This is a genomic window from Amycolatopsis sp. (assembly GCF_035546795.1).
Lineage (GTDB): Bacteria > Actinomycetota > Actinomycetes > Mycobacteriales > Pseudonocardiaceae > Amycolatopsis_E.
This window is the reverse complement of the sequence record NZ_DASZWC010000003.1, coordinates 241,720-265,518: the sequence shown is the minus strand read 5'-3', so window position 1 is coordinate 265,518 and position 23,799 is coordinate 241,720. Positions and strand designations below refer to the sequence as shown.

The 23,799-nt window shown below is 69.5% G+C and carries 17 protein-coding genes; 8 read left to right on the top strand and 9 right to left on the bottom strand.

Annotated features, from left to right (window positions below):
* Window positions 1-45: 45 nt before the first annotated feature.
* The 6 genes from glgX (at window position 46) to VHD82_RS04730 (ending at window position 10,618) form a co-directional block, all read left to right on the top strand.
* Window positions 46-2,166, top strand: a complete 2,121-nt coding sequence (glgX, locus tag VHD82_RS04755) for a glycogen debranching protein GlgX (protein WP_325697354.1) — start codon at window positions 46-48, stop codon at window positions 2,164-2,166.
* 166 nt (window positions 2,167-2,332) lie between these two features.
* Complete coding sequence (locus VHD82_RS04750; protein WP_325697352.1) at window positions 2,333-4,312, top strand: maltotransferase domain-containing protein; 1,980 nt, start codon at window positions 2,333-2,335, stop codon at window positions 4,310-4,312.
* 83 nt (window positions 4,313-4,395) lie between these two features.
* Complete coding sequence (treS, locus tag VHD82_RS04745; RefSeq protein WP_325697350.1) at window positions 4,396-6,207, top strand: maltose alpha-D-glucosyltransferase; 1,812 nt, start codon at window positions 4,396-4,398, stop codon at window positions 6,205-6,207.
* 3 nt (window positions 6,208-6,210) lie between these two features.
* Window positions 6,211-7,593, top strand: coding sequence for a maltokinase N-terminal cap-like domain-containing protein (locus VHD82_RS04740; RefSeq protein ID WP_325697348.1), 1,383 nt, complete (start codon window positions 6,211-6,213; stop codon window positions 7,591-7,593).
* 3 nt (window positions 7,594-7,596) lie between these two features.
* Window positions 7,597-9,774 (top strand): 1,4-alpha-glucan branching protein GlgB, encoded by a 2,178-nt coding sequence (glgB, locus tag VHD82_RS04735; RefSeq protein WP_325697346.1) that lies wholly within the window; start codon window positions 7,597-7,599, stop codon window positions 9,772-9,774.
* 73 nt (window positions 9,775-9,847) lie between these two features.
* A complete protein-coding gene (locus tag VHD82_RS04730) occupies window positions 9,848-10,618 on the top strand; it encodes an SDR family oxidoreductase (protein ID WP_325697344.1) in 771 nt (256 codons plus the stop codon).
* Window positions 10,619-10,624: 6 nt separating this feature from the next.
* Here the strand turns inward: VHD82_RS04730 and VHD82_RS04725 are convergent, their stop codons facing one another.
* The gene (locus tag VHD82_RS04725) at window positions 10,625-11,950 is read right to left on the bottom strand and encodes a protein kinase domain-containing protein (protein ID WP_325697342.1); all 1,326 of its coding nucleotides are present in this window, start codon (window positions 11,948-11,950) and stop codon (window positions 10,625-10,627) included.
* A gap of 134 nt (window positions 11,951-12,084) precedes the next feature.
* Here VHD82_RS04725 and VHD82_RS04720 point away from each other — a divergent pair, with 134 nt between their 5' ends.
* Both VHD82_RS04720 and VHD82_RS04715 read left to right on the top strand, forming a co-directional pair.
* On the top strand, window positions 12,085-13,749 hold the full coding sequence (locus VHD82_RS04720) for a DUF6461 domain-containing protein (protein ID WP_325697340.1): 1,665 nt from the start codon (window positions 12,085-12,087) through the stop codon (window positions 13,747-13,749).
* A gap of 63 nt (window positions 13,750-13,812) precedes the next feature.
* Window positions 13,813-14,865: an ArnT family glycosyltransferase gene (locus tag VHD82_RS04715; protein WP_325697338.1), complete on the top strand. Its 1,053-nt coding sequence runs from the start codon at window positions 13,813-13,815 to the stop codon at window positions 14,863-14,865.
* Between the two features lie 913 nt (window positions 14,866-15,778).
* Here VHD82_RS04715 and VHD82_RS04710 read toward each other — a convergent pair.
* Genes VHD82_RS04710 through VHD82_RS04675 form a run of 8 tightly spaced genes read right to left on the bottom strand, consistent with a single transcriptional unit; the run spans window position 15,779 to window position 23,668 of the window.
* A complete protein-coding gene (locus tag VHD82_RS04710; protein ID WP_325697336.1) occupies window positions 15,779-16,846 on the bottom strand; it encodes an MSMEG_0565 family glycosyltransferase in 1,068 nt (355 codons plus the stop codon).
* 4 nt (window positions 16,847-16,850) lie between these two features.
* Window positions 16,851-17,681: a carbon-nitrogen hydrolase family protein gene (locus tag VHD82_RS04705; protein WP_325697334.1), complete on the bottom strand. Its 831-nt coding sequence runs from the start codon at window positions 17,679-17,681 to the stop codon at window positions 16,851-16,853.
* Between the two features lie 4 nt (window positions 17,682-17,685).
* Window positions 17,686-18,546, bottom strand: coding sequence for a carbon-nitrogen hydrolase family protein (locus tag VHD82_RS04700; RefSeq protein ID WP_325697332.1), 861 nt, complete (start codon window positions 18,544-18,546; stop codon window positions 17,686-17,688).
* The gene (locus VHD82_RS04695; protein ID WP_325697330.1) at window positions 18,543-19,907 is read right to left on the bottom strand and encodes an MSMEG_0567/sll0787 family protein; all 1,365 of its coding nucleotides are present in this window, start codon (window positions 19,905-19,907) and stop codon (window positions 18,543-18,545) included. Before VHD82_RS04695 ends, VHD82_RS04700 begins: the two co-directional genes overlap by 4 nt.
* Window position 19,908: 1 nt before the next feature.
* A complete protein-coding gene (locus tag VHD82_RS04690; protein ID WP_325697328.1) occupies window positions 19,909-20,979 on the bottom strand; it encodes an MSMEG_0568 family radical SAM protein in 1,071 nt (356 codons plus the stop codon).
* Window positions 20,980-20,988: 9 nt separating this feature from the next.
* The gene (locus tag VHD82_RS04685) at window positions 20,989-21,501 is read right to left on the bottom strand and encodes an MSMEG_0572/Sll0783 family nitrogen starvation response protein (protein WP_325697326.1); all 513 of its coding nucleotides are present in this window, start codon (window positions 21,499-21,501) and stop codon (window positions 20,989-20,991) included.
* A 19-nt stretch (window positions 21,502-21,520) separates the two neighbouring features.
* Window positions 21,521-22,336, bottom strand: coding sequence for an amidohydrolase family protein (locus VHD82_RS04680; protein ID WP_325697324.1), 816 nt, complete (start codon window positions 22,334-22,336; stop codon window positions 21,521-21,523).
* 18 nt (window positions 22,337-22,354) lie between these two features.
* Window positions 22,355-23,668, bottom strand: a complete 1,314-nt coding sequence (locus VHD82_RS04675) for an MSMEG_0569 family flavin-dependent oxidoreductase (RefSeq protein ID WP_325697322.1) — start codon at window positions 23,666-23,668, stop codon at window positions 22,355-22,357.
* Between the last annotated feature and the right edge of the window lie 131 nt (window positions 23,669-23,799).

The window sequence follows — 23,799 nt, the reverse complement described above, 5'->3', positions numbered from 1 at the left end:
TGCACGGAGGTGGGCACAGGCGGCCCGGCCTGACAAGATCGAGCGATGGCTCTACCACCCGTCGCCGACACGCCCGTTCTCGCCGGCCGGCCGTTCCCGCTCGGGGCGCATCCCGAAGGAGGCGGAGTCCGCTTCGCGGTGTCGTCGACCATCGCCGAAGCCGTCGAGGTCTGCCTGATCGGCGAGGACGGCTCCGAGCGGCGGGTGGAACTGACCGAGCGCACCTTCGGCGTCTGGCACGGCCTGGTCACCGGCGTCACGTCCGGCCAGCGCTACGGCTACCGCGTCCACGGGCCGTACGTGCCCTCGCGCGGGCAGCGTTGCAACCCGGCCAAGCTGCTCGTCGACCCCTACGCGACCCGGATCACCGGAGCGCTCACCGACCTGGACGCGGCGCTCGGCCATGTGGGCGACCCGATGCACGGGCAACGCTCCAAAGTGGACTCTCTCGGCAGTGTGCCGCTCTCCGTCGTCGGCTCGCACGGCGGGCCGGACACCGGGGCCAAGCCGGATGTGCCGTTCGAGGAATCGGTGATCTACGAACTGCATGTGAAGGGCTTCACCCAGCAGCATCCCTTCCTCCCGGAGCACCTGCGCGGGACGTATCTCGGCCTCGCGCACCCGGTGGTCATCGAGCATCTGGTGCGCCTGGGCGTCACGGCCGTCGAACTGTTGCCGGTGCACTGGTTCACCGAGGAACCGCACCTCGTCCGCCAGCGCCGCCGCAACTACTGGGGCTACTCCCCCTTGGGCTACTTCGCCCCGCACGCCGCCTACGCGAGCGAGCCCGGCCGGGAGGTGGAGGAGTTCCGGTCGATGGTCGCCGCGCTGCACGCGGCCAACATCGAGGTGATTCTCGACGTCGTCTTCAACCACACCTGCGAGGGCGGCTTCGACGGGCCGACGCTGAGCTTCCGCGGCCTCGACGCCCCCGCGTACTACCTGCACGGCCCGCGCGGCAACGGGCTCGACCTCACCGGCTGCGGCAACACGCTGGAAGCGGGCTCCCCCACGGTGATCCGCCTGGTCACCGATTCGCTGCGCTACTGGGCGACCGAGATGGGCGTGGACGGCTTCCGCTTCGACCTGGCCAGCACGCTCGGGCGCCCTGGCGGCGGCGCGTTCGACCGCGATTCGGCGATGCTCACCGCGATCACGACGGACCCGGTGCTCTCGCGCTGCAAGCTGATCGCCGAGCCGTGGGACGTGACCGGGCAGGGCTACCGCGTCGGCGATTTCGGCGCGCAGTGGGCGGAATGGAACGGGCGCTACCGCGACACGATCCGCGATTTCTGGCGTGGCGCCACCGCGGTGGACGACCTGGCCTTCCGGCTTTCGGGCTCATCCGACCTCTACGACCACAATCTGCGCCGCCCGTGGCAGTCGGTCAACTTCGTCACCGCGCACGACGGTTTCACCCTGCGAGACCTGGTTTCCTACGACCACAAGCACAACGAGGCCAACGGCGAGGACAACCGCGACGGCACGAACGACAACCGCTCGTGGAACCACGGCGCGGAGGGCCCGACCGGTGACCAGGAGATCATCGCGCTGCGCGCGCGGCAGGCTCGCAACCTGCTGGCCACTCTCCTGTTGTCCACCGGCACCCCGATGCTCGTGGCCGGCGACGAGCTGTGGCGCACCCAGCACGGCAACAACAACGCCTACTGCCAGGACAACGAGATCTCGTGGGTGGACTGGTTCGGCGGCGACGAGGCCGAGACGATGCTGGCGTTCGCGCGGCGGCTGATCCAGCTCAGGGCGGGCAGCCCGGCGCTGCGGCAGCCGCATTTCTTCGACGGCCGCAAGACGCCCACCGGGAAACCGGACCTGGTCTGGCTGCGCCCGGACGCCGAGGAGATGACGGAGAAGGACTGGTTCGACGGCGATCGCCGCACGCTCGGCATGTGGGTCGACGGTTCCAACAGCCAGTCCCGCAGCCGCGACGGTGAGCTTCTGCCGGACCATTCGTGGCTGCTGATCCTGCACGCCGGCGCCGAGCCGGTCGAGTTCACGATGCCGGGCCCGGAGTACGGCGAGACGTTCAAACCCATGCTGGACACCGGTTCCGCCGACGGCAGCCCGGAAAAGCACCGCCCGGTGAAGGCCGGCGGAGTGGTCTCGCTGCCCGGCCGTTCGCTGCTTCTGTTGCGCGCACCCCGCTGATTGGTGACACCTGGGTTACCACTGGTCGCCGGCTCTGGACAGTCCTCGTCCAGCAGCACAAAGTGACACCCGATAGGTTTGCGCACGTCGCGGATCGGGTACCAGAACCAAGGGGCCGATTCGCCGCGACTTTCGCGTACACGTACAAGGGAGAGGGGCGCTGCCGATGACCGGCCGGCTCGGCATCGACGAGGTGACCCCGGTAGTGAGCTGCGGCCGCTATCCGGCCAAGGCCGTGGTCGGTGAACATGTTCCGGTTTCCGCGACGGTCTGGCGCGAGGGGCACGACGCCATCGCCGCCACCGTCACCTGGCGCGGGCCCGGTGACCGGGTCGCCCGCCGCACCCGGATGAGCGAACAGGGCTCGGGGCTGGACAGGTTCGGCACGGTGATCGTGCCGGACTCCGAAGGCATGTGGACCTTCCGGGTGGATGCCTGGAGTGACCCGTGGGCCACCTGGCGCCACCACATCAAGGTGAAAGTGGCCGCCGGACAAGAGGTTTCCGAGCTGGGCAACGATCTCGAGGCCGGCGCGCAGCTGCTCGACCGGGTCTCCCGGCGGCCCGACCGCCGCCGGGAACGCCACCTGCTGGCCAGCGCTTCGGCGGCGCTGCGCGATCACGAACGGATGCTCGCCGAGCGGATCGGGCCCGCGCTTTCGGCCGACGTCGAGCACATCATGCACGAGCACCCGGTGCGTGAGCTGGTCACCAAGGGCAAGCCGGCGAAGCTGTGGGTGGACCGCGAACGCGCCGCCTACGGTTCCTGGTACGAGTTCTTCCCGCGCTCCACCGGTGGCCTCGACGAGGCGGGCAAGCCGGTGCACGGCACGTTCACCACCGCCACCCGTGAGCTGGACCGGATCTCGCGGATGGGCTTCGACGTGGTCTACCTGCCGCCGATCCACCCGATCGGGCGAGTGAACCGCAAGGGGCGCAACAACTCCGTGGTCGCGGAGCCGGACGACGTCGGTTCGCCGTGGGCCATCGGCTCGGACGACGGCGGGCACGACGCGGTGCATCCGGAGCTGGGCACGATCGAGGACTTCGACGCCTTCGTGGCGCGCGCGGACGAGCTGGGCATGGAGGTCGCCCTCGATCTCGCGCTGCAGGTCGCGCCCGATCACCCGTGGGTGATCAAGTACCCGGAGTTCTTCACCATGCGGCCCGACGGCACGATCGCCTACGCGGAGAACCCGCCGAAGAAGTACCAGGACATCTACCCGCTCAACTTCGACAACGACCCGCAGGGCATCTACAACGAGGTGCTGCGCGTCGTCCTGCACTGGGTCGAGCACGGGGTGCGGATCTTCCGGGTGGACAACCCGCACACCAAGCCGCCGGACTTCTGGGCCTGGCTGATCGCCACGGTGAAGGACTCGCATCCGGACGTGCTGTTCCTGTCCGAGGCGTTCACCCGGCCGGCCCGGCTGTGGGGGCTGGCGAAGCTCGGGTTCACCCAGTCCTACACCTACTTCACCTGGCGCACGAGCAAAGAAGAGCTGATCGAGTTCGGCACCGACCTCGTGGCGCACTGGGACGAGGGCAGGCCGAACCTGTTCGTCAACACCCCGGACATCCTGCACGCGTCGCTGCAGCACGGCGGGCCGGGCATGTTCGCGCTGCGCGCCGCGCTGGCCGCCACACTGTCGCCGACCTGGGGTGTGTACTCCGGCTTCGAGTTGTACGAGCACGAAGCGGTCCGCGAGGGCAGCGAGGAGTATTTGCACTCGGAGAAGTACGAACTGCGCCCGCGCGATTTCGCCGCGGCGCGCGCCGAAGGCCGTTCGCTGGAGCCGTGGCTGACGAAGCTCAACGCCGTGCGGCGCGCGCATCCGGCGTTGCAGCAGATGCGCACCCTGCATTTCCACCACATCGACAACAACGCGCTGCTGGCCTATTCCAAGCAGGATCCGGCGACCGGTGACACCGTGGTCGTGGTGGTGTCGCTGAATCCGTTCGGCGCCGAAGAGGGCACGCTCTGGCTGGACCTGCCCGCGCTCGGCTTCGACTGGGGCGACCGGCTGATCGCGCACGACGAGGTCACCGGCGAAACCTGGGACTGGGGACAAGCCGACTACGTACGCCTCGAGCCGTGGCGGTCCGTGGCGCACGTGGTCAGCCTGCAAAGACGCTTGGCAGGCTAAGGAAAGTAGAGACGTCACCGACCACCCCCGCGCCGGCAAGGTGCGCCGGGGGCGACCTTCCACACCCGGACGAAGGTGGAAATATGGACCAAGATTCCCGGCCCGACGCGGCACTCGGGCTGGACGACGTGCCCCACACCGGTGAGGCACTCACCGCCGACGGCATGCTCATCGAGCCGCAGGCCGGCGACTTCCAGCACGCGCAGGAAGTGCCCAGTGACCCGACGTGGTACAAGGGCGCGGTGTTCTACGAGGTGCTCGTGCGGGCCTTCACCGACTCCAACGGAGACGGCACCGGGGATCTACGAGGGCTCGCGAGCAGGCTCGACTACCTGGAATGGCTCGGCGTCGACTGCCTCTGGCTGCCGCCCTTCTACGCCTCGCCGTTGCGCGACGGCGGTTACGACATCAGTGACTTCCGGGCGGTACTACCGGAATTCGGTACGGTCGACGACTTCGTCTACCTGCTCGACGAAGCGCATCGCCGGGGCATCCGGGTGATCACCGACCTGGTGCTCAACCACACCTCCGATCTGCACCCGTGGTTCCAGCAGTCCCGCTCGGACCCGGACGGTCCCTACAGCGACTACTACGTGTGGAGCGACGACGACTCCCGCTACGCGGACGCGCGGATCATCTTCGTCGACACCGAAACGTCGAACTGGACCTACGACCCGGTGCGCGGGCAGTTCTACTGGCACCGCTTCTTCACCCACCAGCCCGACCTCAACTACGAGAACCCGGACGTGCAGGAGGCGATGCTCGACGTCCTGCGGTTCTGGCTGGATCTGGGCATCGACGGGTTCCGTCTGGACGCCGTGCCCTACCTGTTCGAGCAGGAGGGCACCAACTGCGAGAACCTGCCGCGCACGCACGAGTTCCTCAAGCGCTGCCGCAAGGTCGTGGACGACGAATACCCGGACCGGGTGCTGCTGGCCGAGGCGAACCAGTGGCCATCCGACGTGGTCGAGTACTTCGGCGACCCGGCCACCGGCGGCGACGAATGCCATATGGCGTTCCACTTTCCGTTGATGCCGCGCATCTTCATGGCCGTGCGGCGCGAGTCGCGGTTCCCGATCTCGGAGATACTGGCGCAGACGCCGAAGATCCCGGACAACGCGCAGTGGGGCATCTTCCTGCGCAACCACGACGAGCTGACGCTCGAGATGGTCAGCGACGAAGAGCGCGACTACATGTACGCGGAGTACGCCAAGGATCCGCGGATGAAGGCCAACATCGGCATCCGCCGACGGCTCGCGCCGCTGCTGGAGAACGACCGCAACCAGCTCGAGCTGTTCACCGCGATGCTGTTGTCCCTCCCCGGTTCACCCGTTCTGTACTACGGTGACGAGATCGGCATGGGCGACAACATCTGGCTGGGAGACCGTGACGCGGTGCGGACGCCCATGCAGTGGACCCCGGACCGCAACGCGGGATTCTCCTCATGTGATCCCGGCCGGATCTACCTGCCCGTCATCATGGATCCGATCTACGGGTTCCAGGCCATCAACGTGGAGGCACAACGTGACAGCGCCTCCTCACTGCTCAACTGGACCCGGCGGATGATCGAGGTGCGCAAGCAGCACCACGCCTTCGCCGAAGGCGAGTTCATCGAGCTCGGCGGGTCAAACCCGAGCGTGCTGGCCTACAAACGCCGCTGGATCCGGCCCGACGGGCAGTTGGACGTGGTCCTGTGCGTGAACAATCTGTCCCGCTTCCCGCAGCCGGTGGAGCTGGACCTGTCCGAGCACCACGGCAGTACGCCGCTGGAGCTGACCGGCGGGGTGACCTTCCCCGACATCGGGGAGCTGCCGTATCTGCTGACCCTGCCCGGCCACGGGTTCTACTGGTTCCAGCTCCTCGACCCGGAGGCCAAGGCAAAGCGAGGTGAGTAGATCTTGACCGATCCCCGTGACCTGGTCACCGCACTGGTGGCGGAGCTGCCAGGGTGGCTGCCCGGTCAACGCTGGTTCGCCGGGAAGGACCGCCCGATCACGGCGGTCCGCCCGGTGAGCAGCACGGTGCTGACCGAGGGCGACCCGCTCCTGCTGCACCTGATCGTCGAGGTGGTGCAGGGCGACCGGCGTGAGCCGTACCAGCTGCTGATCGCCAGCCGCGAAAAGCTGCCGGAGTACCTGGGGTCGAGCTGGCTCGGCACCGAGCAGGGGATGCCCTGCTACGAGGCCACCAGTGACGCGGACGTGACCGGCGTGCTGCTCGACAAGATCGCGCAGGACGCCGACGCCGGCCCGTTGCGGTTCCGGCACGAACCGGGCGCCGAGGTGACCGGTGGGCTGCGCGCCCGGCCGGTCGGCACCGAGCAGAGCAACACGTCCCTGGTCTACGGCAGCCAGTTCATCCTCAAGCTGTTCCGCAAGCTCACCCCGGGCGAGAACCCGGATCTGCTGCTGCACCGCGCTTTGCAGGACGCGGGCAGCGAGCATATCGCGCCGCTGCTCGGCAGCATCACCGGCGAGCTGGCCGGCGAGCCGGTGACGATCGGGATGCTGCAACGCTTCGTGCCCGACGCGGTGGACGGCTGGGCGATGGCCACCACCAGCGTGCGTGACCTGATGGCCGAGCCGGACCAGCCGCCGGACCAGGTCGGCGGCGATTTCGCCGGCGAGTCCCAGCGGCTCGGCAGCGCGGTGGCCGCGGTGCACAACGACCTGCGGCGCGCGCTGGGCGAGCAGCTCGCTGACGCCGAGGAGCTGGACCGCAGTGTCAAGGCGATGCAGACCCGCCTGGACGTCGTGGTGGAGCGGGTGCCGGAGCTGGCCGAACACGCGCCGGCGCTGCGTGCCGCGTTCGATCGACTGTACAAAGTGGACGAACCGGTGCCGTTGCAGTACATCCACGGCGATCTGCACCTCGGGCAGGTGCTGCGCACGGTGAGCGGCTGGCTGCTGATCGATTTCGAGGGCGAGCCGGCGGCACCGCTGACCGAACGCGCCGCGCTGCGCTCGCCGTTGCGGGACGTGGCGGGAATGCTGCGTTCCTTCGACTACGCGGCGCACCAGATGCTGGTGGCCGAGCAGGACGAGGAGAAGACCAGCGAGCGGGCGCTGGAATGGGCGCGCCGCAACAGGTCCGCGTTCTGCGACGGGTACGCACAGGCCGCCGCCGAGTCGATCGGCGATCCGCGCTCACATCCACTGTTGTTGCGGGCGCTCGAACTGGACAAGGCGATCTACGAGGTCGCCTACGAACACGCGAACCGGCCCGATTGGCTGCGCATCCCGCTGGCTTCGATCGCCCGGCTCTGCTCAGGAGGCGAATAACCCGTGAACCGCACCCTGCCCGAAGGCGCGCCCCCGGCGGCGGACATCGATCACCTGCTGGCGGGCTCGCATCACGATCCGCATTCGGTGCTCGGCGTGCACACGGCTGGCGGGCAGGTGGTGGTCCGCGCGCTGCTGCCGGGTGCGAGGTCGGTGACCGTGCTGGGCGCCGACCACAAGTTCGAGCTGAACCGCGTGGCGGACAGCCTGTTCGCCGCGGTGCTGCCGGAAAACCCCGGCGACTACCGGCTCGCGGCGGACTACGACGGCCGCGCGATCGAGATCGACGACCCGTACCGCTGGCTGCCCACGGTGGGTGAGCTGGATCTGCACCTGATCGGCGAAGGCAGGCACGAACGCCTGTGGGACGCACTCGGCGCGCATGTCCGCCGGTACGAGACGGCGCATGGTGAGGTCACCGGCGTCTCGTTCGCGGTGTGGGCGCCGACCGCGCGGGGCGTGCGCGTGATCGGCGATTTCAACGGCTGGGACGGACGCGGGCACGCGATGCGCTCGCTCGGTTCGTCCGGGGTGTGGGAGCTGTTCATCCCCGGCCTGGAGGCCGGAATCTGCTACAAATTCCGGATTCTCGGCGCGGACGGCAAGTGGCGCGAGAAGGCCGACCCGCTCGCGTTCGCCACCGAAAAGCCCCCGAAGACCGCGTCCGTGGTCGCCGAGTCGACATACGAGTGGGCCGACGACGTCTGGCTTTCCCGGCGCGAAGCGACGAACTGGGCGAACGCGCCGATGAGTGTGTACGAGGTGCACCTCGGCTCGTGGCGACCTGGGCTGGGCTACCGCGAACTGGCCGACGAGCTGGCCGACTACGTCGAGGAGACCGGCTTCACCCACGTCGAGCTGCTGCCGATCGCCGAGCACCCCTTCGGCGGTTCGTGGGGCTATCAGGTCACGTCCTACTACGCGCCCACGTCGAGGTTCGGTTCGCCGGACGATTTCCGGTACTTCGTGGACCGCCTGCACGAGCGCGGGATCGGCGTGCTGGTGGACTGGGTGCCCGCGCACTTCCCGAAGGACGCCTGGGCGCTGGCCCGCTTCGACGGGACACCGCTGTACGAGCACGCCGACCCGCGTCGCGGCGAGCAGCCGGACTGGGGCACGTACGTGTTCGACTTCGGCCGCAACGAGGTGCGGAACTTCCTGGTGGCCAACGCTTTGTACTGGCTGGAGGAATTCCACCTCGACGGGCTGCGGGTGGACGCCGTCGCCTCGATGCTCTACCTGGACTACTCGCGGCCCGAGGGGCAATGGCTGCCCAACCAGTACGGCGGCCGGGAGAACCTGGATGCCGTCCGATTCCTGCAGGAGCTGAACGCGACCGTCTACAAGCGACACCCCGGTGCCGTGATGATCGCCGAGGAATCCACCGCCTGGCCGGGAGTCTCGCGGCCGACGCACCTCGGCGGGCTCGGGTTCGGGTTCAAATGGAACATGGGCTGGATGCACGACACGCTGCACTATCTGCAGCACGATCCGGTGCACCGTTCGTACCACCACAACGAGCTGACCTTCTCGCTGGTGTACGCCTGGAGCGAGAACTTCGTGCTGCCGCTCTCGCACGACGAAGTGGTGCACGGCAAGGGTTCCCTCTGGGGCCGGATGCCGGGAGACGACTGGAACAAGGCCGCCGGGGTGCGCTCGCTGCTCGCGTTCATGTGGGCGCACCCCGGCAAGCAGTTACTGTTCATGGGCGGGGAGTTCGGTCAGGAGCAGGAATGGTCGGAGGAGCGTTCGCTCGACTGGCACCTGCTCGAACAGCCGTTGCACGATGGCTTGCGAAAGCTGGTGCGGGATCTGAACGGGGTCTACCGGTCCGCGCCCGCGTTGTTCAGTGCGGACACCCGGCCGGAGGGCTTCCAGTGGATCGACGCCAACGACGCGAACGGCAACGTGATCAGCTTCCTCCGTCACGGCGAGGACGGTTCGAAACTGGCCTGTGTCGCGAACTTCAGCGGGTCACCACACCACGACTACCGGGTGGGGCTCCCCCGCCCCGGCCGCTGGCGCGAGGTCCTGAACACCGACGCCTCGTCCTATGGCGGTTCGGGGGTCGGGAATTTCGGTGCGGTCGAGGCCGTGCGCGAACCCTGGCACGGACAGCCGGCCTCGGCGATGCTCCAACTCCCGCCGAACGGCGTCCTCTGGCTGACCCCGGCGGACTAGCACCCCCTGCGACGATGCCCCCACCGGCCTTTGCTGCCACAACGCGCCCAGCACCCCGCAGTAGATTGGCCCCATGGATCTCCACCTGAAGAACCGTCGCGCCCTCGTCACCGGCGCCTCCTACGGGATCGGCGCCGCCATCGCCGAAGTCCTCGCCGAAGAAGGCTGCGACCTGCACCTGACCGCCCGCAGCAAGTCCACTTTGGACGAACTCGCGCAGGGCTTGCACCGAAAGCACGGCGTCGACGTCCAAATCCACCCCGCCGACCTCCGCGAACCCGACGCGATCGCGACTCTGGTCGAGGCGGCGGGCGAAGCGGACATCCTGGTCAACAACGCGGGTGACATCCCCGGCGGCTCCGTCGATGTGGTCGACGAAGAAAAGTGGCGGCACGCCTGGGAGTTGAAGGTCTTCGGCTACATCAACCTCACGCGGGCGATGTACGCGCGCATGAAGGAGCGCGGCCACGGCGTGATCGTCAACAACATCGGCGCCTCCGGCGAGCGCTTCGACTTCAACTACATCGCGGGCAGCAGCGGCAACGCTTCGCTGATGGCGTTCACCCGCGCACTCGGCAGCCGCAGCCTGGGTGACGGCATTCGCGTGGTGGGCGTCAATCCAGGCCCGGTCGAGACGGACCGGATCGTGCAGCTGATGAAGTCCCAGGCCAAAGCCCGGTTCGGGGACGAGGACCGCTACCGGGAACTCCTCGGGTCGTTCCCTCTCGGCAGGCCCGCGGCCACGCGGGAGATCGCGGACCTGATCGCCTTCCTCGCCTCGGACCGCTCGGCCTACACCACCGGCGTGATCTTCACCGTGGACGGCGGGATTTCCGCGGCCTGAACCGGCTCACGGGCTCTGGCAGGTCACCTCGGGGCGGACCGGCCCGTCGGGGCCGGCCGCGATCAGCCCGAAGCTGGTGGTCGAACCGGCCGAAAGCACCGCGTTGTAGCTCGCGTTCGACACTGTCACGGCGGTGCCGCGCTGGGTGAGCGTGCCGTTCCACAGGTTGTTCACGGTGTGCCCGGCCGGCACCTCCCAGCTGACGGTCCACCCGGTGAGCTGCCGGTCCTCGCTGCGCACGGTCACCTGCACCTGATAGGCCCCCGGCCACGAGTTCGTCACCTCGTAACTCGCCTCGCACGCCGGCCGCGCCGTGGTCGTGGTGGTCGGCGAGGGCATGCCGGGCGCCGCCATCCCGCTGTCCTGCCCGTTGTTGAGCAGACTCCCGATCAACACCCCGGCAGCGACCAGCGCGACGGCGCCCGCCCCGGCAACCACAGCCCGCCGCGGGAGACGAGGACGCGCTGCGACAGGCAGTAGCAGTGTGGGGTTTCGCGGCGGTGGCACCGGTTTTCCCGTTGCCACCGCCGAAAGCAGCTCCTGTGCCTCGTCCATGGTGGGCCGTTCGACGGGGCCGCGCCGCAACATGCGGGCGAGCACCGCGGCGAGCGGGCCCGGTTGCCGGAACGGGTTGATCTCCCCGCGCGCGGCCCGGTGCAGGAGTGCGTAAGGGTTTTCTGACGTGCCGTACGGTGGCGCACCCTCCAGCGCGTTGTACAACGTGGCGCCGAGGGAAAACACGTCCGACGCGAAGCTGGCCTCCTCGCCACCGGCCACTTCGGGCGCGAGAAACGCAGGCGTGCCCGCGATCACGCCGCCGTCGGTGACCGTGGGATCACCGAACGCGCGCGCTATCCCGAAATCGGCGATCTTGACCGTGCCGTCCTGACCGATGAGCACGTTTCCCGGAGTGACATCGCGGTGCACGATGCCCTCGGCGTGCGCGGCCGCCAGCGCCGAAGCGACCTGGCCGCCCACATCCGCCACATACTCGGGCTGGAGGGTGCCCTGCTCGGCGATCAGCGCGGACAGGCTTTGCGACGGCAGGAATTCCATGACCAGGCAAGGTTTCCCGTCGTGCTCGACGACGTCGTGCACCGTGATGGCGTGCGGATGCCGCAGCCGGGCGGCCACCTTCCCCTCCCGGATCGCGCGCCGCACGGCCTGTTCGGCGACTTCGGGCGCGATTCCCTCGGCAAGCACCAGCTGTTTGACGGCCACCACCCGGTCCAGCCGCTCGTCGTGGGCCTGCCACACCACACCCATCGAACCACGGCCGATCGGGGCCACCAGCCGGTAGCGCCCCGCGATCGGTTCGACCTCGTCGGTCACGACGAATTCCTCCGGTCCGGTAGTGAGGCGACCATTCTAGGTTCGAGTTGTGCACGGGCCGGTGAAACAGCCACATCCGGCCACCGGATCCACTAGCCTTACCGCGCCCAGCAGTCCAAACACCCGAGGTAATCGTGAACCGTGCTCGCAGACGTCCGCCGGCGGTCGCCCTGCCGGACGGCGTCCTCGAGCCACTGGCCGCCGTGGTGGCTGACGCGCTGCCCACGGTGATCGACCTGATCCCGGCGGCCCCGGCCGCCGAGCTCGGCAGGCGCGCGGCCGTGGACCAGCTCTTGTCCGAACGGCTGCTGGGCGCGCTGGAAATCAGCGTCGACCGGCTGGAGCCGGCCGCTCCCCCGGGGTTGACCAGCACACTGCCGGAAGGTCTCCGCTCCGGCAAATTCGCCTACGCGGTAGGCCCGCACGAGGGTGAAGCCTCGCGCGCGGTGCACACGCTGAAGCAGCTGTGGCCGGGCACGAGGGAGCTGATTTCCTTGCTGAGCAAGGAAATTGCGGCGCACCCGTCGGTCGCTCCCTTGCTGCGGGCGGACGCGGAAGGCGAAGAAGGTCTCGCGGCCAGGCACGGCGCCGCATATCTGGCGGTCACCACCCTCGTCGCCACTGCAGTGCTGCGCGAACTCGACCCACCGATCGTGGGTGCGAAGCCGCCGGTGATCGTCGGCGCGGCGGTGGAGGCGGCGGTGGACGTGCTGGCGCGGGTACCGCTGCCGGACGGCTACGCCGAAGCCCTGTTCGAGGCCCGACGCGCGAAGTACCTGCTGCCGCGCAGCAGCGCGGGTTCGGTATGGGCCGGCGACCACCGGATCGCCTTGACAGAGCACGGTTTTCCCACGCACACCGGCTTTTCGGCCAACGGGCTGGTCGACGTCGTCGATGGCGGCGTCGCGATCCGCACCGGGCTCGACGAGGGCACGGTCGCGGTGCGGTTGCATGTCCTGGCCGCCGCGCCGGACGAAGTCGACCTGGCCGACTGGGACGAGGTCGTCGAAGTGAGCTGGACGGCGAAGACCGGCTTCGCCTCGGTGCTCAGCCCGATTCGCCCCACGCCGGACGGGCTGCGCGAGCAGACCCCGCCCTGGCCCGGCGATTACCGCGTGCGCGTGCACGCGAGGGGCCGCGACGAAGCCGACGACGAGTCCTACGAACTGCTCGTGTGGGGCGCGCCCGCGGCGCCGGAAATCGTGCACAAGCGCATCGACCGGCTCGGGCACCGATTGCGCGGCGAACCCGCGCCGATCTCCGTGCCGAAGCCCTGGCAGCACCACCGGTGGGTCCGCACGAGTTCACTGGGCCAGGCCGGCACCGTCACCGTGGTCACCGGTGCGACGCCCGACGACGTGGTGACCGCTTTCGGCGCCGACCCGGCGGAGCCCGTCCCGGCGACCGATCTCGCGGCGGAAGGCGTCGCCTGGGTGGCGGTGCTCCCCGTGGAAAGCGCGGTGATCGCCGTGGAGTTCAACGGTTTCCAGGGCGCCAACGCGCGAGTTCTGCGCGCATTGTCCGAGAATGGCCGCGCCGCGAGCATGTTCTGGAATGTCAACGCATTGACCCGGTTGTCACTGGCCGCAGAGGGCGAGATCGTCGCGGCGTTCGAGCCCGGAATGCAGGAAACGCCGGATATCGGGGAGCTGGCGATCGACCTGGAGCTGGCCGATTACCACGATCGGGTCGCGAAGGGCCTGGTCGTCGTCGAGCGGTTCACCGGGCGGGGGTTCACCCGGGAAGACCTCAGGCAGCTCGAAGAGTTCGATGTGGCCTATGAAATCCCCGGCGTCTGAATAGTCCACTTCGGACGAACACCACTCCGGGCGAGTTCCGCGAAGGCGCTACCATCGTCGCTCGTGAGCGCTTCGACGCAGAATGATCTCCAGCCGGCAAAGCCATTCCGCACCACGATTCGCTGGCAGCCCGTGGCGTTGGCCGCGATCTGCGTGCTGGCCGGGGTGCTCTATGTCTGGAATATCGCTTCCGGGAGTTACGGCAACACTTTCTATTCCGCCGCCGTGAAATCGATGTCGCACGACTTCACGAACTTTTTGTTCGGCGCTTACGATCCCTATGGCGTGGTGACCGTCGACAAACCGCCGATGGCGTTGTGGCCGCAGGTGCTTTCGGTCCGCCTGTTCGGTTTCCACGGCTGGTCCCTGCTGCTGCCGCAGGTGCTGGAGGGCGTCGCCGCCGTGTTCGTGCTGCACCGCACGGTCCGCCGGTGGGCCGGCGAGCACGTGGCCCTGCTCGCCGCGTTGTTCCTCGCGCTCACCCCGATCACCGTGGCCATCAACCGGGACAACAACCCGGACACCCTGCTGGTGCTGTGGCTGGTGCTCGGCGCGTACGCGTTCACCCGCGCCGCCGGCCACGAAAGCCCGCGCGGGCGGACGAAATGGTTGCTGTGGTGCGCTTTCTTCGTCGGCTGCGGGTTCGTCACGAAGATGATGCAGGCGTGGATCGTCGTGCCCGGCGTGGCGCTCGCCTACCTGGCGGGCACGGCGGGGCCGGTGCGGCGGCGGATCCTCGACCTGCTCGGCGCGGGCGTGGTGCTGTTCGTTTCGTCGTTCTGGTGGACGGCCCTGCACGACTGGTGGCCGGGCGCGAAGCCGTACATGGGCGGGAGCACCGACGGCACGGCGTGGAACCTGATCTTCGGCTACAACGGGTTCGGCCGGGTCTTCGGCGAGGGCCACGGCGGGGGGCGGGTTCCCCGATGTGTCCCGCGGCAGGCTCGGCGGCGGGCGCGGCGCGGGCGGGCTGATGGGCGGCGGCACCGGCCTCACCAGGATGTTCGGCGAGCAGGTGGGCACCCAGATCTCCTGGCTGCTGCCGGTGGCGCTGCTGGTGCTGGTACTCGTCGCGATCGCCGGAACCTGCCGCCCGAGGACAACGGCGCCGGCTGATCCCGCGCGCCGCGCGAGCTGGCTGCTCTGGGGCGGCTGGCTGGTCGTGACCGTGCTCGTGTTCAGCTACGCCCAGGGAATCTGGCACCCCTACTACACGACCATGATCGCCCCGCCGATCGCGGCGATCTGCGCGGCGGGAATCGCCGCGCTGTGGCGGCATTACCGCACGGCGACCGGCTCGTCCTGGCTGCTGCTCCCGCTCGCGATCGCCGTCACCGGCGTCTGGGCGTTCGTGCTGGTCTCCCGGGACCCCGCGTGGCAGGGCTGGACGCGCGTGGCCGTCGCCGGATGCGCGGTCGTGGCGATCGCCGGGCTGGTCTTCGGGCGGCTCGCGCCCGGGCAGCGCCGCGCCTTCGCCCGCCCGGCGCTGGTGCTCGGCCTGGTCTCGATGCTGCTGGCGCCCACGGTCTGGGCCGTTGCCACGGCCGCGCAGAGCGAGAGCGGCGGTGCGATGCCGACGGCGGGCCCCGCGAACTCCGCGTTCGGCGGCCGCGCCCGGCAGCTTCCCGTTGGGCTGCAACGGGAATTCGTCGGCGGACGCGGTTCGGCGCAGCTCACCGCCGCACAGCGAAACGTCCTGACCTACGCCGAGCACAACGACGGTGGCGCGGCGATCACGCTCGCGGTCGAGGGCGGGTCGATGGCGACCTCGTCGTTCATCCTCGCCTCCGACGACGTGGTGATCGGGATGGGCGGCTTCTCCGGCACCGACGACGTGCCCACGACTTCCCAGCTACAGCAGTGGGTTTCGGCCGGGCAACTCCGGTTCGTCCTCGGCACCGGTAGTTCCCGTGGCCGAGGATCCGTTGAACAGCAACGCGCTGCATGGGTGGATCAGCACTGCCGCCCCGTGCCGCCCGCCGCGTATGGGGGCGACGGCACCCAGAGCCTGTACCGCTGTGGCTGACGCTCAGACCAGGCCTTCGTAGAACTCGACGTGCGCCCTGGCCGCGGCGCGCCAGGTGTACCGCGCCGCCAGCTCCTGACCGGCGGCGCGGCGCGCGGGGTCGGGCTCGGTCAACGCGCGGCGCAGTTCGGCCGCAAGCCCAGCCGGATCCGCACCGAACCCGGCCACACCGCCGAAAACCTCACGCAGCACGGGCAGGTCGCTGGCCACCAGCGGCACACCGGCGGCCACCGCCTCCATCGCCGCAAGGCCGAATCCCTCCTTGGTGGAAGGAAAAGCGAACACCGAGGCGGCGGCCATCAGCGCGGGCAGTTCGTCGTGCTCGACCGGGCCGAGCACGACCGGCTCGACCCCCAGCTCCACGGCACGCCGCTCCCAGGCCGCCCGGTAGTCGCGGTAGTCGAACAAGGTCTCGCCGCCGCCGATGACCAGGCGGACGTCCGGTTCCCACCGCCGCAGCAGGGCGTACGCCTCCAGCAGTTCCAGCGATCCCTTGCGCGGTTCGATCCCGCCGACGGAAAGCACGTAGCGGCCGAACCGCGCCCGCCAGCGTTCGTGGCCGGCCGCCGCGGCGAACCTCTCGGCGTCCACCCCGTTCGGGATGACCTTCGCCCGGATGCCCCAGCCCGCGCCGAGTTCACCGGCCACGGCCGCGGAAACGCAGATGTGGGCGTAGGGCCGCACGATCGCCCGCTCGTGACAGGCCGCCAGCTCGGGCGTGGTGAAGTGGTCGATGTGGTGCACCGTGCGCACGCACCGTGGCACCGCGTTGGCGCTGATGCAGTCCTGCGCGTGCACGATGTCGTAGCCGCCGGGCTCGAATGCCTCGCCCAGCACCGCGATCGAGCGCAGAATGCGCGGCCCCACCCCTTCCCCCTCGACGTCGGGAAACGGCACGATCCGCTGTTCCACGGCCGGATCCACGGCGCGGAAGAACCCGCTGTCGCCACCGCGTCCCAGCGTCCACACCGCGACGTGGTGCCCTTCGGCCGCGAGCGCCTCCGCCAGCGCCAGGGTGTGCACCACGCCACCGCGCGGTTTCGTGGAGTAGCTCAGCAGCGCGATCTTCATGGGCTCAGTTCCCCGCGTAGGCGGCCGGTTTTCGTTCGTCCAGGTGCTTGAGCACCCGCCGGGCCGTGGCGATTTCGCTGTGCACGTCCAGCTCCGCCACCGCTATCCCGGCCTTGGCCCAGGTCCGGGCCAGGATGTCGCCACCGGGCCCGACCACCTTGGCCTGGCCGAGAAACCGCATCCCGCCCATCGAGCCGGTCTGGTTCGAGGACGCGAGCACCACCTGGTTCTCCGCCGCCCGTGCCTGGTCGTACAGGTCGAACAGCCGCGACTGCCTGTCCTGCGCCATCCGTGGCGCCCGGTTGGTGATGCTGGTGGGCCAGGCGGACAGGCAGGCGAGCACCTCGGCCCCGTCGACGGCCAGGGTGCGCGCCGACTCGGGAAACGTCTTGTCGTAGTCGATCAGCATGCCCAGCCGCCCGACCGGCGTGTCGAACGCCGCGAATCGCTCGCCCGGCGCGTACGCAGCCTGTTCGCCCACCGGCTGGTGCACCTTCCGGTGCATGCCGAGCACCCCGTCCCCGTTCACACAAACCGCCGTGTTGTAGCGGTTCTCCCCGTCGGTCTCGCAGAAACCCAGGCACACCACCATTTCCGCGGCCAGCGCGGCGACCTTGCCGATCTCCGGGCCCGCGACGTCCAGCGCGGGCGGCAATGCCTCGGGATCGGGGTGACGCAGGTCGGCGAGGTAGCCACCCAGTGCCGCGTCCGGCAGGACCAGCAGCGAGACCCCGGAGGTGCGCGCATGCTCGATCAACGTCGCGATCCGCTGCAGGTCGAAGTCCAGGTCGCGGCCGAAATGCGCGGCCACCGCGCCGATCCGGATGAGGGCCATCTGCTCAGTATCTCGTCACCGCGAGTTCCTCCTCGCCACTACCCAGCGCCGGATACGCCTCCGGCCGCCGGTCCCGCAGGTGACCCATCGACCGGCGTGCCGCCTCCAGCGCCTGCCGGACGTCGAGCGACGCGACCGCCATCCCCTCGCCGACGCCGGTGTCGGACAACACGTCGCCCCCGGGGTCGACCACCTTCGCGCTCGCCACGAACCGCAGCGCGCCGAACGTGCCGGACTGGTTCGCCGACAGCCAGACGATCTGGTTCTCCAGCGCCCGCGCCCGGTCGAACAGGTCGAACCGGCGTTTCCACCGGTCCTGCGCCAGATCCGCCGACGGGTTGGTGCGGCTGCCCGGCCAGGCGGACACGCACACGCCGATCTCCGCCCCGTCGAGGGCAAGCGAACGCGCGGACTCCGGGAAGGCCTTGTCGTAGCAGATCATCATGCCCAGCCGCCCGACCGGCGTGTCGAACGCCGCGAACGACTGGCCCGCGCCGTAGCTCGCGTCCTCCGACAACGGCTGGTGCACCTTCCGGTGATTGCCCAGCACACCGTCGCCGTGCACGCAGACCGCGCTGTTGTACAGCCGGTCGCCCGCGTCCTCGCAGTAGCCCGCGACCACCACCATCTCCCCGGCCAGCGCGCTCAGCCGCTGGATCTCGGGACCGTCCAGCGCGAGCGGGGGCGGGCCCTCCGCGTCGCCCTGCAGGTCGGCGAGGTATCCGCCGAGGCACGCTTCGGGCAGGGCCAGCAGCCCGACCCCGGCCGCGCGCGCCCGTTCGACGATCGCCGCGATCCGGGCGAAATCGCCGTCCAGATCCCGGTCGAACGGCGCCGCCACCGCGGCCATCCGCAACTCGTTCATGCTCTTCCCAATCCGGTCACGCCCCCGGCGAGCACTTCCGTCCGCTCACCGTCGGGCCAGCACAACGCGACACCGCGTCCGGGCACCAACCGTCCACATTCGACGGACACCGCCGGGCCCGCGGTCAGCGGTTCCCCGGCCGTGAGCATCGCGAACCCGGGGAAACAGCTCAGCCAGTCCCCCATGCTCGCCGCTGCGGGCTTCGGCACGCGGGCGAGATCCAGCTCGGCGCCGCAGCCACTGGCTTCGGCGAGCATCCCGAGCGTCCCCGCCACACCCGCCATCGACACGTCCTTCGCGGCCGCGGGCCGCGCCCGCCGCACGGCGTCCAGCATGAGCCGCAGTTCCGGGGTGCGCCGGGAGGTCGTGGAATCCCATTGCCGCCCGGCATAACCCGGCCGCCAGCGGCCCGCGAGATCGGCGGTGAGCCATACCCGCTGCCCCGGCGCACCGCCGCCACCGGGCACCGGCGCAGCGGTGCGCCCGAGCGCGGTAACCGACAGCGCCGCGGGCACTCCCAGCTGCGTGTGGCCGCCGAGCACCGGCACGTCGTAGGCCTGGCTCGCCTCCCGCAGGCCGGCGAGCACCCTGGCCGCGAACGAGCGGTCACGGGCGCCGAGCGCGTCCAGCAGCCCCACCGGTTCGGCACCCATGGCGGCCAGGTCGTTGAGGTTGACCAGCACCGCGCACCAGCCCGCCCAGCGCGGATCGCGCTCGACCATCGAGGGCACGATCGCGTCGCACGCCGCCACCAGGTCGCTGCCCGGCACCGGAACCCCGTCGTCGCCGACGAACCCGGGCACGCCGGTGAGCCCGGTCAGCAGTGCGCCGAGATCGCCCTTCGTGCTCTGTGCGAGAGCGTTGATCCGGCCGATCGGCCAGCGCATCAGCACGTGCGCGCTTCCGGCGACGGCCACCTCACGCACGGACTGCCAGCCGAGCCTGGTGAACATCGCTTCGTTGCGCGCCTGCACGGTCGCTTCGAAGCGCAGGACACCGGCATTCTCGGCGTACGCGCAGGCCGCCCGTACCAGGGCCGGGCCGACGCGGCCACGGCTTTCCGGCGCGACGACGAGGCGCCCGCCGTACCACCAGCCGAGGTCCTCGGGCGTCACCGGGCCGAGCCGGACCCCACCGATCACCGCACCGTCGCGGCCGCGTGCCACGAGCACCACCGTGCGCGGATCGTCGTCGTGCTCGTCCAGGTCGTGACCTTCGAACAACGCCTGTTCCTCGACGAAAACCCTGGTACGCAAGGCCCGGTACGCGCTGACCGCCGCGGTGCCGGCCTGCTCTATCCGGAAGGCGGGCTGACGTTCGACACTCGCCGAGTCGCCCAGGATCGCCAGTACGTCGTACATGTCAGGCACCTGCCGCGCTGAGCGCGCCGCACGCACCACAGGCGGCGCAGCCCGCTTCCTGGTCCGCGCCCTTCATCTCCGCCTGCCGCAGCAGCGCCGCCACACGCTCGGTGACGTCGCGGACCAGCACCGTCGAAGGAGCTTTCGCACCGTCACGACGGGCGAGGGTGCCGAGCATCGGGCGCATCGGCACCACGAAGGGATACACCCCGCGCTCGATCAGTTTCCCCGCCCCCGCAACGAGTTCGTCCGGGTTCTCGCCCAGCCCGATGAGCAGGTAGGTGGAAACGCGGTTGCGCCCGAACACCCGGACAGCCTCGTCCCACGCCGCCTCGTACTCGCGCAGCGGCACCGTCGACTTCCCCGGCATCCACCGCCTGCGCACTTCGTCGTCCAGCGATTCGACGTGGATGCCGATGGACGTGGCGCCCGCTTCCCGAAGCTCGGTGATCACCGCCAGATCGCCCGGCGGCTCGATCTGCACCTGGATCGGCAGGCCCGGCACGGCTTCCAGGACCGCCCGCACACAGCGCACGAGATGGCGCGCGCCGCGATCGGGCCCGGCGGTGGTGCCGGTGGTCATCACCATCTGCCGGACCCCGTCGAGGCGCACCGCCGCTTCGGCGACCTCGGCCAGCTGTGCCGGGGTTTTCGCCGCGACGGTGGCGTCGGCACGCAGGGATTCTTCGATGGTGCAGAACCGGCAACGCTGGTCCTCGACGTAACGGATGCAGGTCTGCACGACGGTGGTGGCCAGCACGTCCCGGCCGTGCAGTAGCGCGATCTTGCGGTACGGCACCCCGTCCGCCGTCGCGAGGTCATAGAAACGGGGCCGTGCAACGGGTTCCACGGACAGCCCGAGATCGATGCGGCCTTCGTACACCCGGCCGTCGCGCACCGTGTACGGGCTGTCCGGGTTGAGCGGCAGCGCCGCGTTGGCACCGTCGACGACCAGATGCCCGTCGTCGCTCGGCCCGGCTCCCTTGTGCCGCCGCACCGGCGCGTCCATCCGGACACCGTGCACGGCGAGGTCGACCCTGGCTTGGAGGTTCTCTTCGATGCCAACGCGCACTGTGGCCCCCTAGAACATGTAGGTCGAGTTGATGATCGCGCCCTTACGCGCGTAGTGGATGAGCGCGTCCTGCACATCCAAGGGATGCGTCGGGATGACGCCCTCGATCAGGTCCTCCTCGCGGGCACCGTGCAGGGACAGCCCGAACCGGCAGCAGAACACCTTGCCGCCCTCCGCGATGAACGTCCGCAGCTGGTCGTTGATGTTCAGCTCACCGGGGAAAGCCGCGTTGCCGGTCGTCGGGAATCCGCGGGTGGCAAGGCAGTTGAGCGAACCGGGGCCGTAGAAGTAGATCGCGGCCTCGAAACCCTTGCGCAGCGCGCGGGTGGCCTGCAGGATCGCGACGAAACTCACCGAGGACTCGTGCGCGATACCGTGCACGAGGGTGAAGTACGTTTCGCCGTTTTCCGCCTTGTAGTCCGGGAAGACCTTCGTCCCACCGTACAAAGTGGAGCCTTCGGGCAGCGACGGGTGCGGTACCTCGTCGAGGCTTTTCTGCTCCAGCTCGGTCAACTCGGGCATACCGACTCCTTTTCCTGTTTCAGCCGTACAGTTTCGCGAAGTTCTCCCGGAACACCAGGCCGGAGAGTTCGCCACCGGCGGTGGCCGCCCGCATCCGGGCATACTCCCCTTCCCAGTCGCCCCAGGGCTCGTCGCTGGCGAAGAGCACCCGGTCGTGGCCGAGGCCACGCCGCGAGATCTCCTCGGCCAGCCACCGGGGGGCGAACCCGATGGCCCACGACAAGTCGGTGTAGACCCGCTTGCCCGCTTCGATCCAGTCGAAGAACCGGGAACCGGCGAGTTTGATGTGGCCGCTCATGCCGCCACCGAAATGGACCAGGTGCACGGCGACGTGATCGCCGTAGTCCTCGACGAGATTCCCGACCTCGTCGATGTCCGAAGCCGCGCCTGGCGAGGTGTGCACGTGCACCACGAGGTCGTGTTCCCTTGCCACGGCGAAAATCCGGTCCAGCTGCGGACGGCAGGCGGGGTCGGTCGCGCGGCCGCCGAGCAGGAAGCTGATCTTCAGCGCCTTCACCCCGTCCTCCCCGGCGAGCGCGAGCGCGGCTTCGGTGCGTTCCCGGTCCTCCGCTCGCGGCGAAACCCACAGCGCGGCGCGGATCCGGTCGTCGGCCTGTGCCGCTTCGACGCAGAGTTCGTTGAAGGAGAAGGAAACATCGGTGCCCGGCACGCCGTAGTTGGGCATCACCAGTGCCCGTTCGGTGCCCTCGGCGTCGAGGTCGGCGATCAGCTCGGCGATGGTGGCGCGGGCACTGGTGTCGGGATGCACCGGCGGGCCGCCGTAGAACGGATACGCGGGCAGCACGCCGAGATGCCGATGAGCATCGGAAACCATGGCAGAAGTTCCTTTGTGTCAGGCGACAGTGCGCGGGGCGACCCAGTCGTCGCTTTCGTACCCGCCGCGCGGGGCGCCGGCCAGCCAGCGCACTTCGTGGCTCTTGCCGCCACGATGCAGCACGTCGATCCGGTCGGCGAGGTACTCCGCGTCGGCCGCGACCCCGCAGAACCGGCCGGAACCCCAGGTGTACTGCCAGGGCAGGCCGAGGAAGTAGAGACCTTCGCAACTGGTCACGCCGCGTTGGTGGGTCGGGTAGCCACGGCCGTCGAAGATCGGGAGCTCGATCCAGCGGTGGTCCCGGCCGAAACCCGTGCACCACACGACGGACGTGATACCACCCAGCTCGGCCGATTCCGGTTCCCCTGGCGGCTCCCACACCGGAACGTAACGCGCTTCTTCGGGCGCGTCGATTCCGTTGCCCTCGATGTAGGAGTCGATCGAATCCTTGATGCCCTCGGAAACCCCGTCGGCGGCATCGAGATTGGCGCGCAGGTCGGGCGCGAACCGCAGCACACCGCCGGCGAATCCGGAAAGCCTGCCGTAGAGCCGCATTCCGTCCCTGGCGAAAGCGCGCAGATCGATGTCGTGCCCGCCGTCGCGGCCGGTCACGTAGTGGTTCGCCCGGAACCGGACCGCGTCGGCGTCCGCGAACTGGTCGATTCCTCTTTGGTAGTAACCCATTTCGTCGAGCCAGCCGACCACGTCGCGGCCGCGGTACCGCCGGGCGACGCGGGGCGCGCTGCCGACGGACAGGTGCACCTTCCGGCCTGCCAGGTGCAGATCCTCGGCGATCTGGCAGCCGGACTGCCCGGTGCCGACCACGAGCACCTCGCCCGGCGGCAGCTGCCCAGGATTCCGGTAGTCCGAGGAATGCAGTTGTACCAGGGATTCCGGGAGTCTCTCGGCAAGTCGCGGGATGAGCGGCACCTGGTACGGCCCCGTCGCCACCACGACCTGGTCCGCGGTCAGCTCGCCCTCGCCGGTCCGCACCGCGAACCCGTCCGCGCTCAGCCGCAGCCGCGTGACAGCCACTCCCTCCCGCACCGGGAGGTCGAAGGACTTCGCATAGTCGCGGACATACCCGACGATGTCCGCCTTGCCCATGAACCCGTCCGGATCCGGTCCGCGGTAAGGAAAGCCGGGCAGCCTGCACTGCCAGTTCGGGGTGACCAGGCAGAAGGTGTCCCAGCGCCGGTCGGCCCATTCGTGTCCGATCCGGTCCCGCTCCAGCACCACATGGTCGATCCCGCGTGCGCCGAGGCAGTGGCTCATCGACAGGCCGGCCTGACCGGCGCCGATCACCACCACGGAATGATGTGAATCCGGCACGAAAGTCCTCCTCCCGAGTACCGTCGCTGATGAGGACAAGTACAGACGGCGGCCATTTCCGGACGGTTTCATCCGGAACAACTACGCGTTACGCGGACCACGCCTTGTTAACCGGGGCGCACGGATATCGT

What these genes read in the sequence shown, in the direction of transcription:
- VHD82_RS04710 (WP_325697336.1), bottom strand. Translation starts at nt 16,846, where the DNA reads ATGAAGATCGCGCTGCTGAGCTACTCCACGAAACCGCGCGGTGGCGTG.
- VHD82_RS04680 (WP_325697324.1), bottom strand. Translation starts at nt 22,336, where the DNA reads ATGGTTTCCGATGCTCATCGGCATCTCGGCGTGCTGCCCGCGTATCCG.
- VHD82_RS04750 (WP_325697352.1), top strand. Translation starts at nt 2,333, where the DNA reads ATGACCGGCCGGCTCGGCATCGACGAGGTGACCCCGGTAGTGAGCTGC.
- VHD82_RS04700 (WP_325697332.1), bottom strand. Translation starts at nt 18,546, where the DNA reads ATGAACGAGTTGCGGATGGCCGCGGTGGCGGCGCCGTTCGACCGGGAT.
- treS (WP_325697350.1), top strand. Translation starts at nt 4,396, where the DNA reads ATGGACCAAGATTCCCGGCCCGACGCGGCACTCGGGCTGGACGACGTG.
- VHD82_RS04730 (WP_325697344.1), top strand. Translation starts at nt 9,848, where the DNA reads ATGGATCTCCACCTGAAGAACCGTCGCGCCCTCGTCACCGGCGCCTCC.
- glgX (WP_325697354.1), top strand. Translation starts at nt 46, where the DNA reads ATGGCTCTACCACCCGTCGCCGACACGCCCGTTCTCGCCGGCCGGCCG.
- VHD82_RS04705 (WP_325697334.1), bottom strand. Translation starts at nt 17,681, where the DNA reads ATGGCCCTCATCCGGATCGGCGCGGTGGCCGCGCATTTCGGCCGCGAC.
- VHD82_RS04685 (WP_325697326.1), bottom strand. Translation starts at nt 21,501, where the DNA reads ATGCCCGAGTTGACCGAGCTGGAGCAGAAAAGCCTCGACGAGGTACCG.
- VHD82_RS04695 (WP_325697330.1), bottom strand. Translation starts at nt 19,907, where the DNA reads ATGTACGACGTACTGGCGATCCTGGGCGACTCGGCGAGTGTCGAACGT.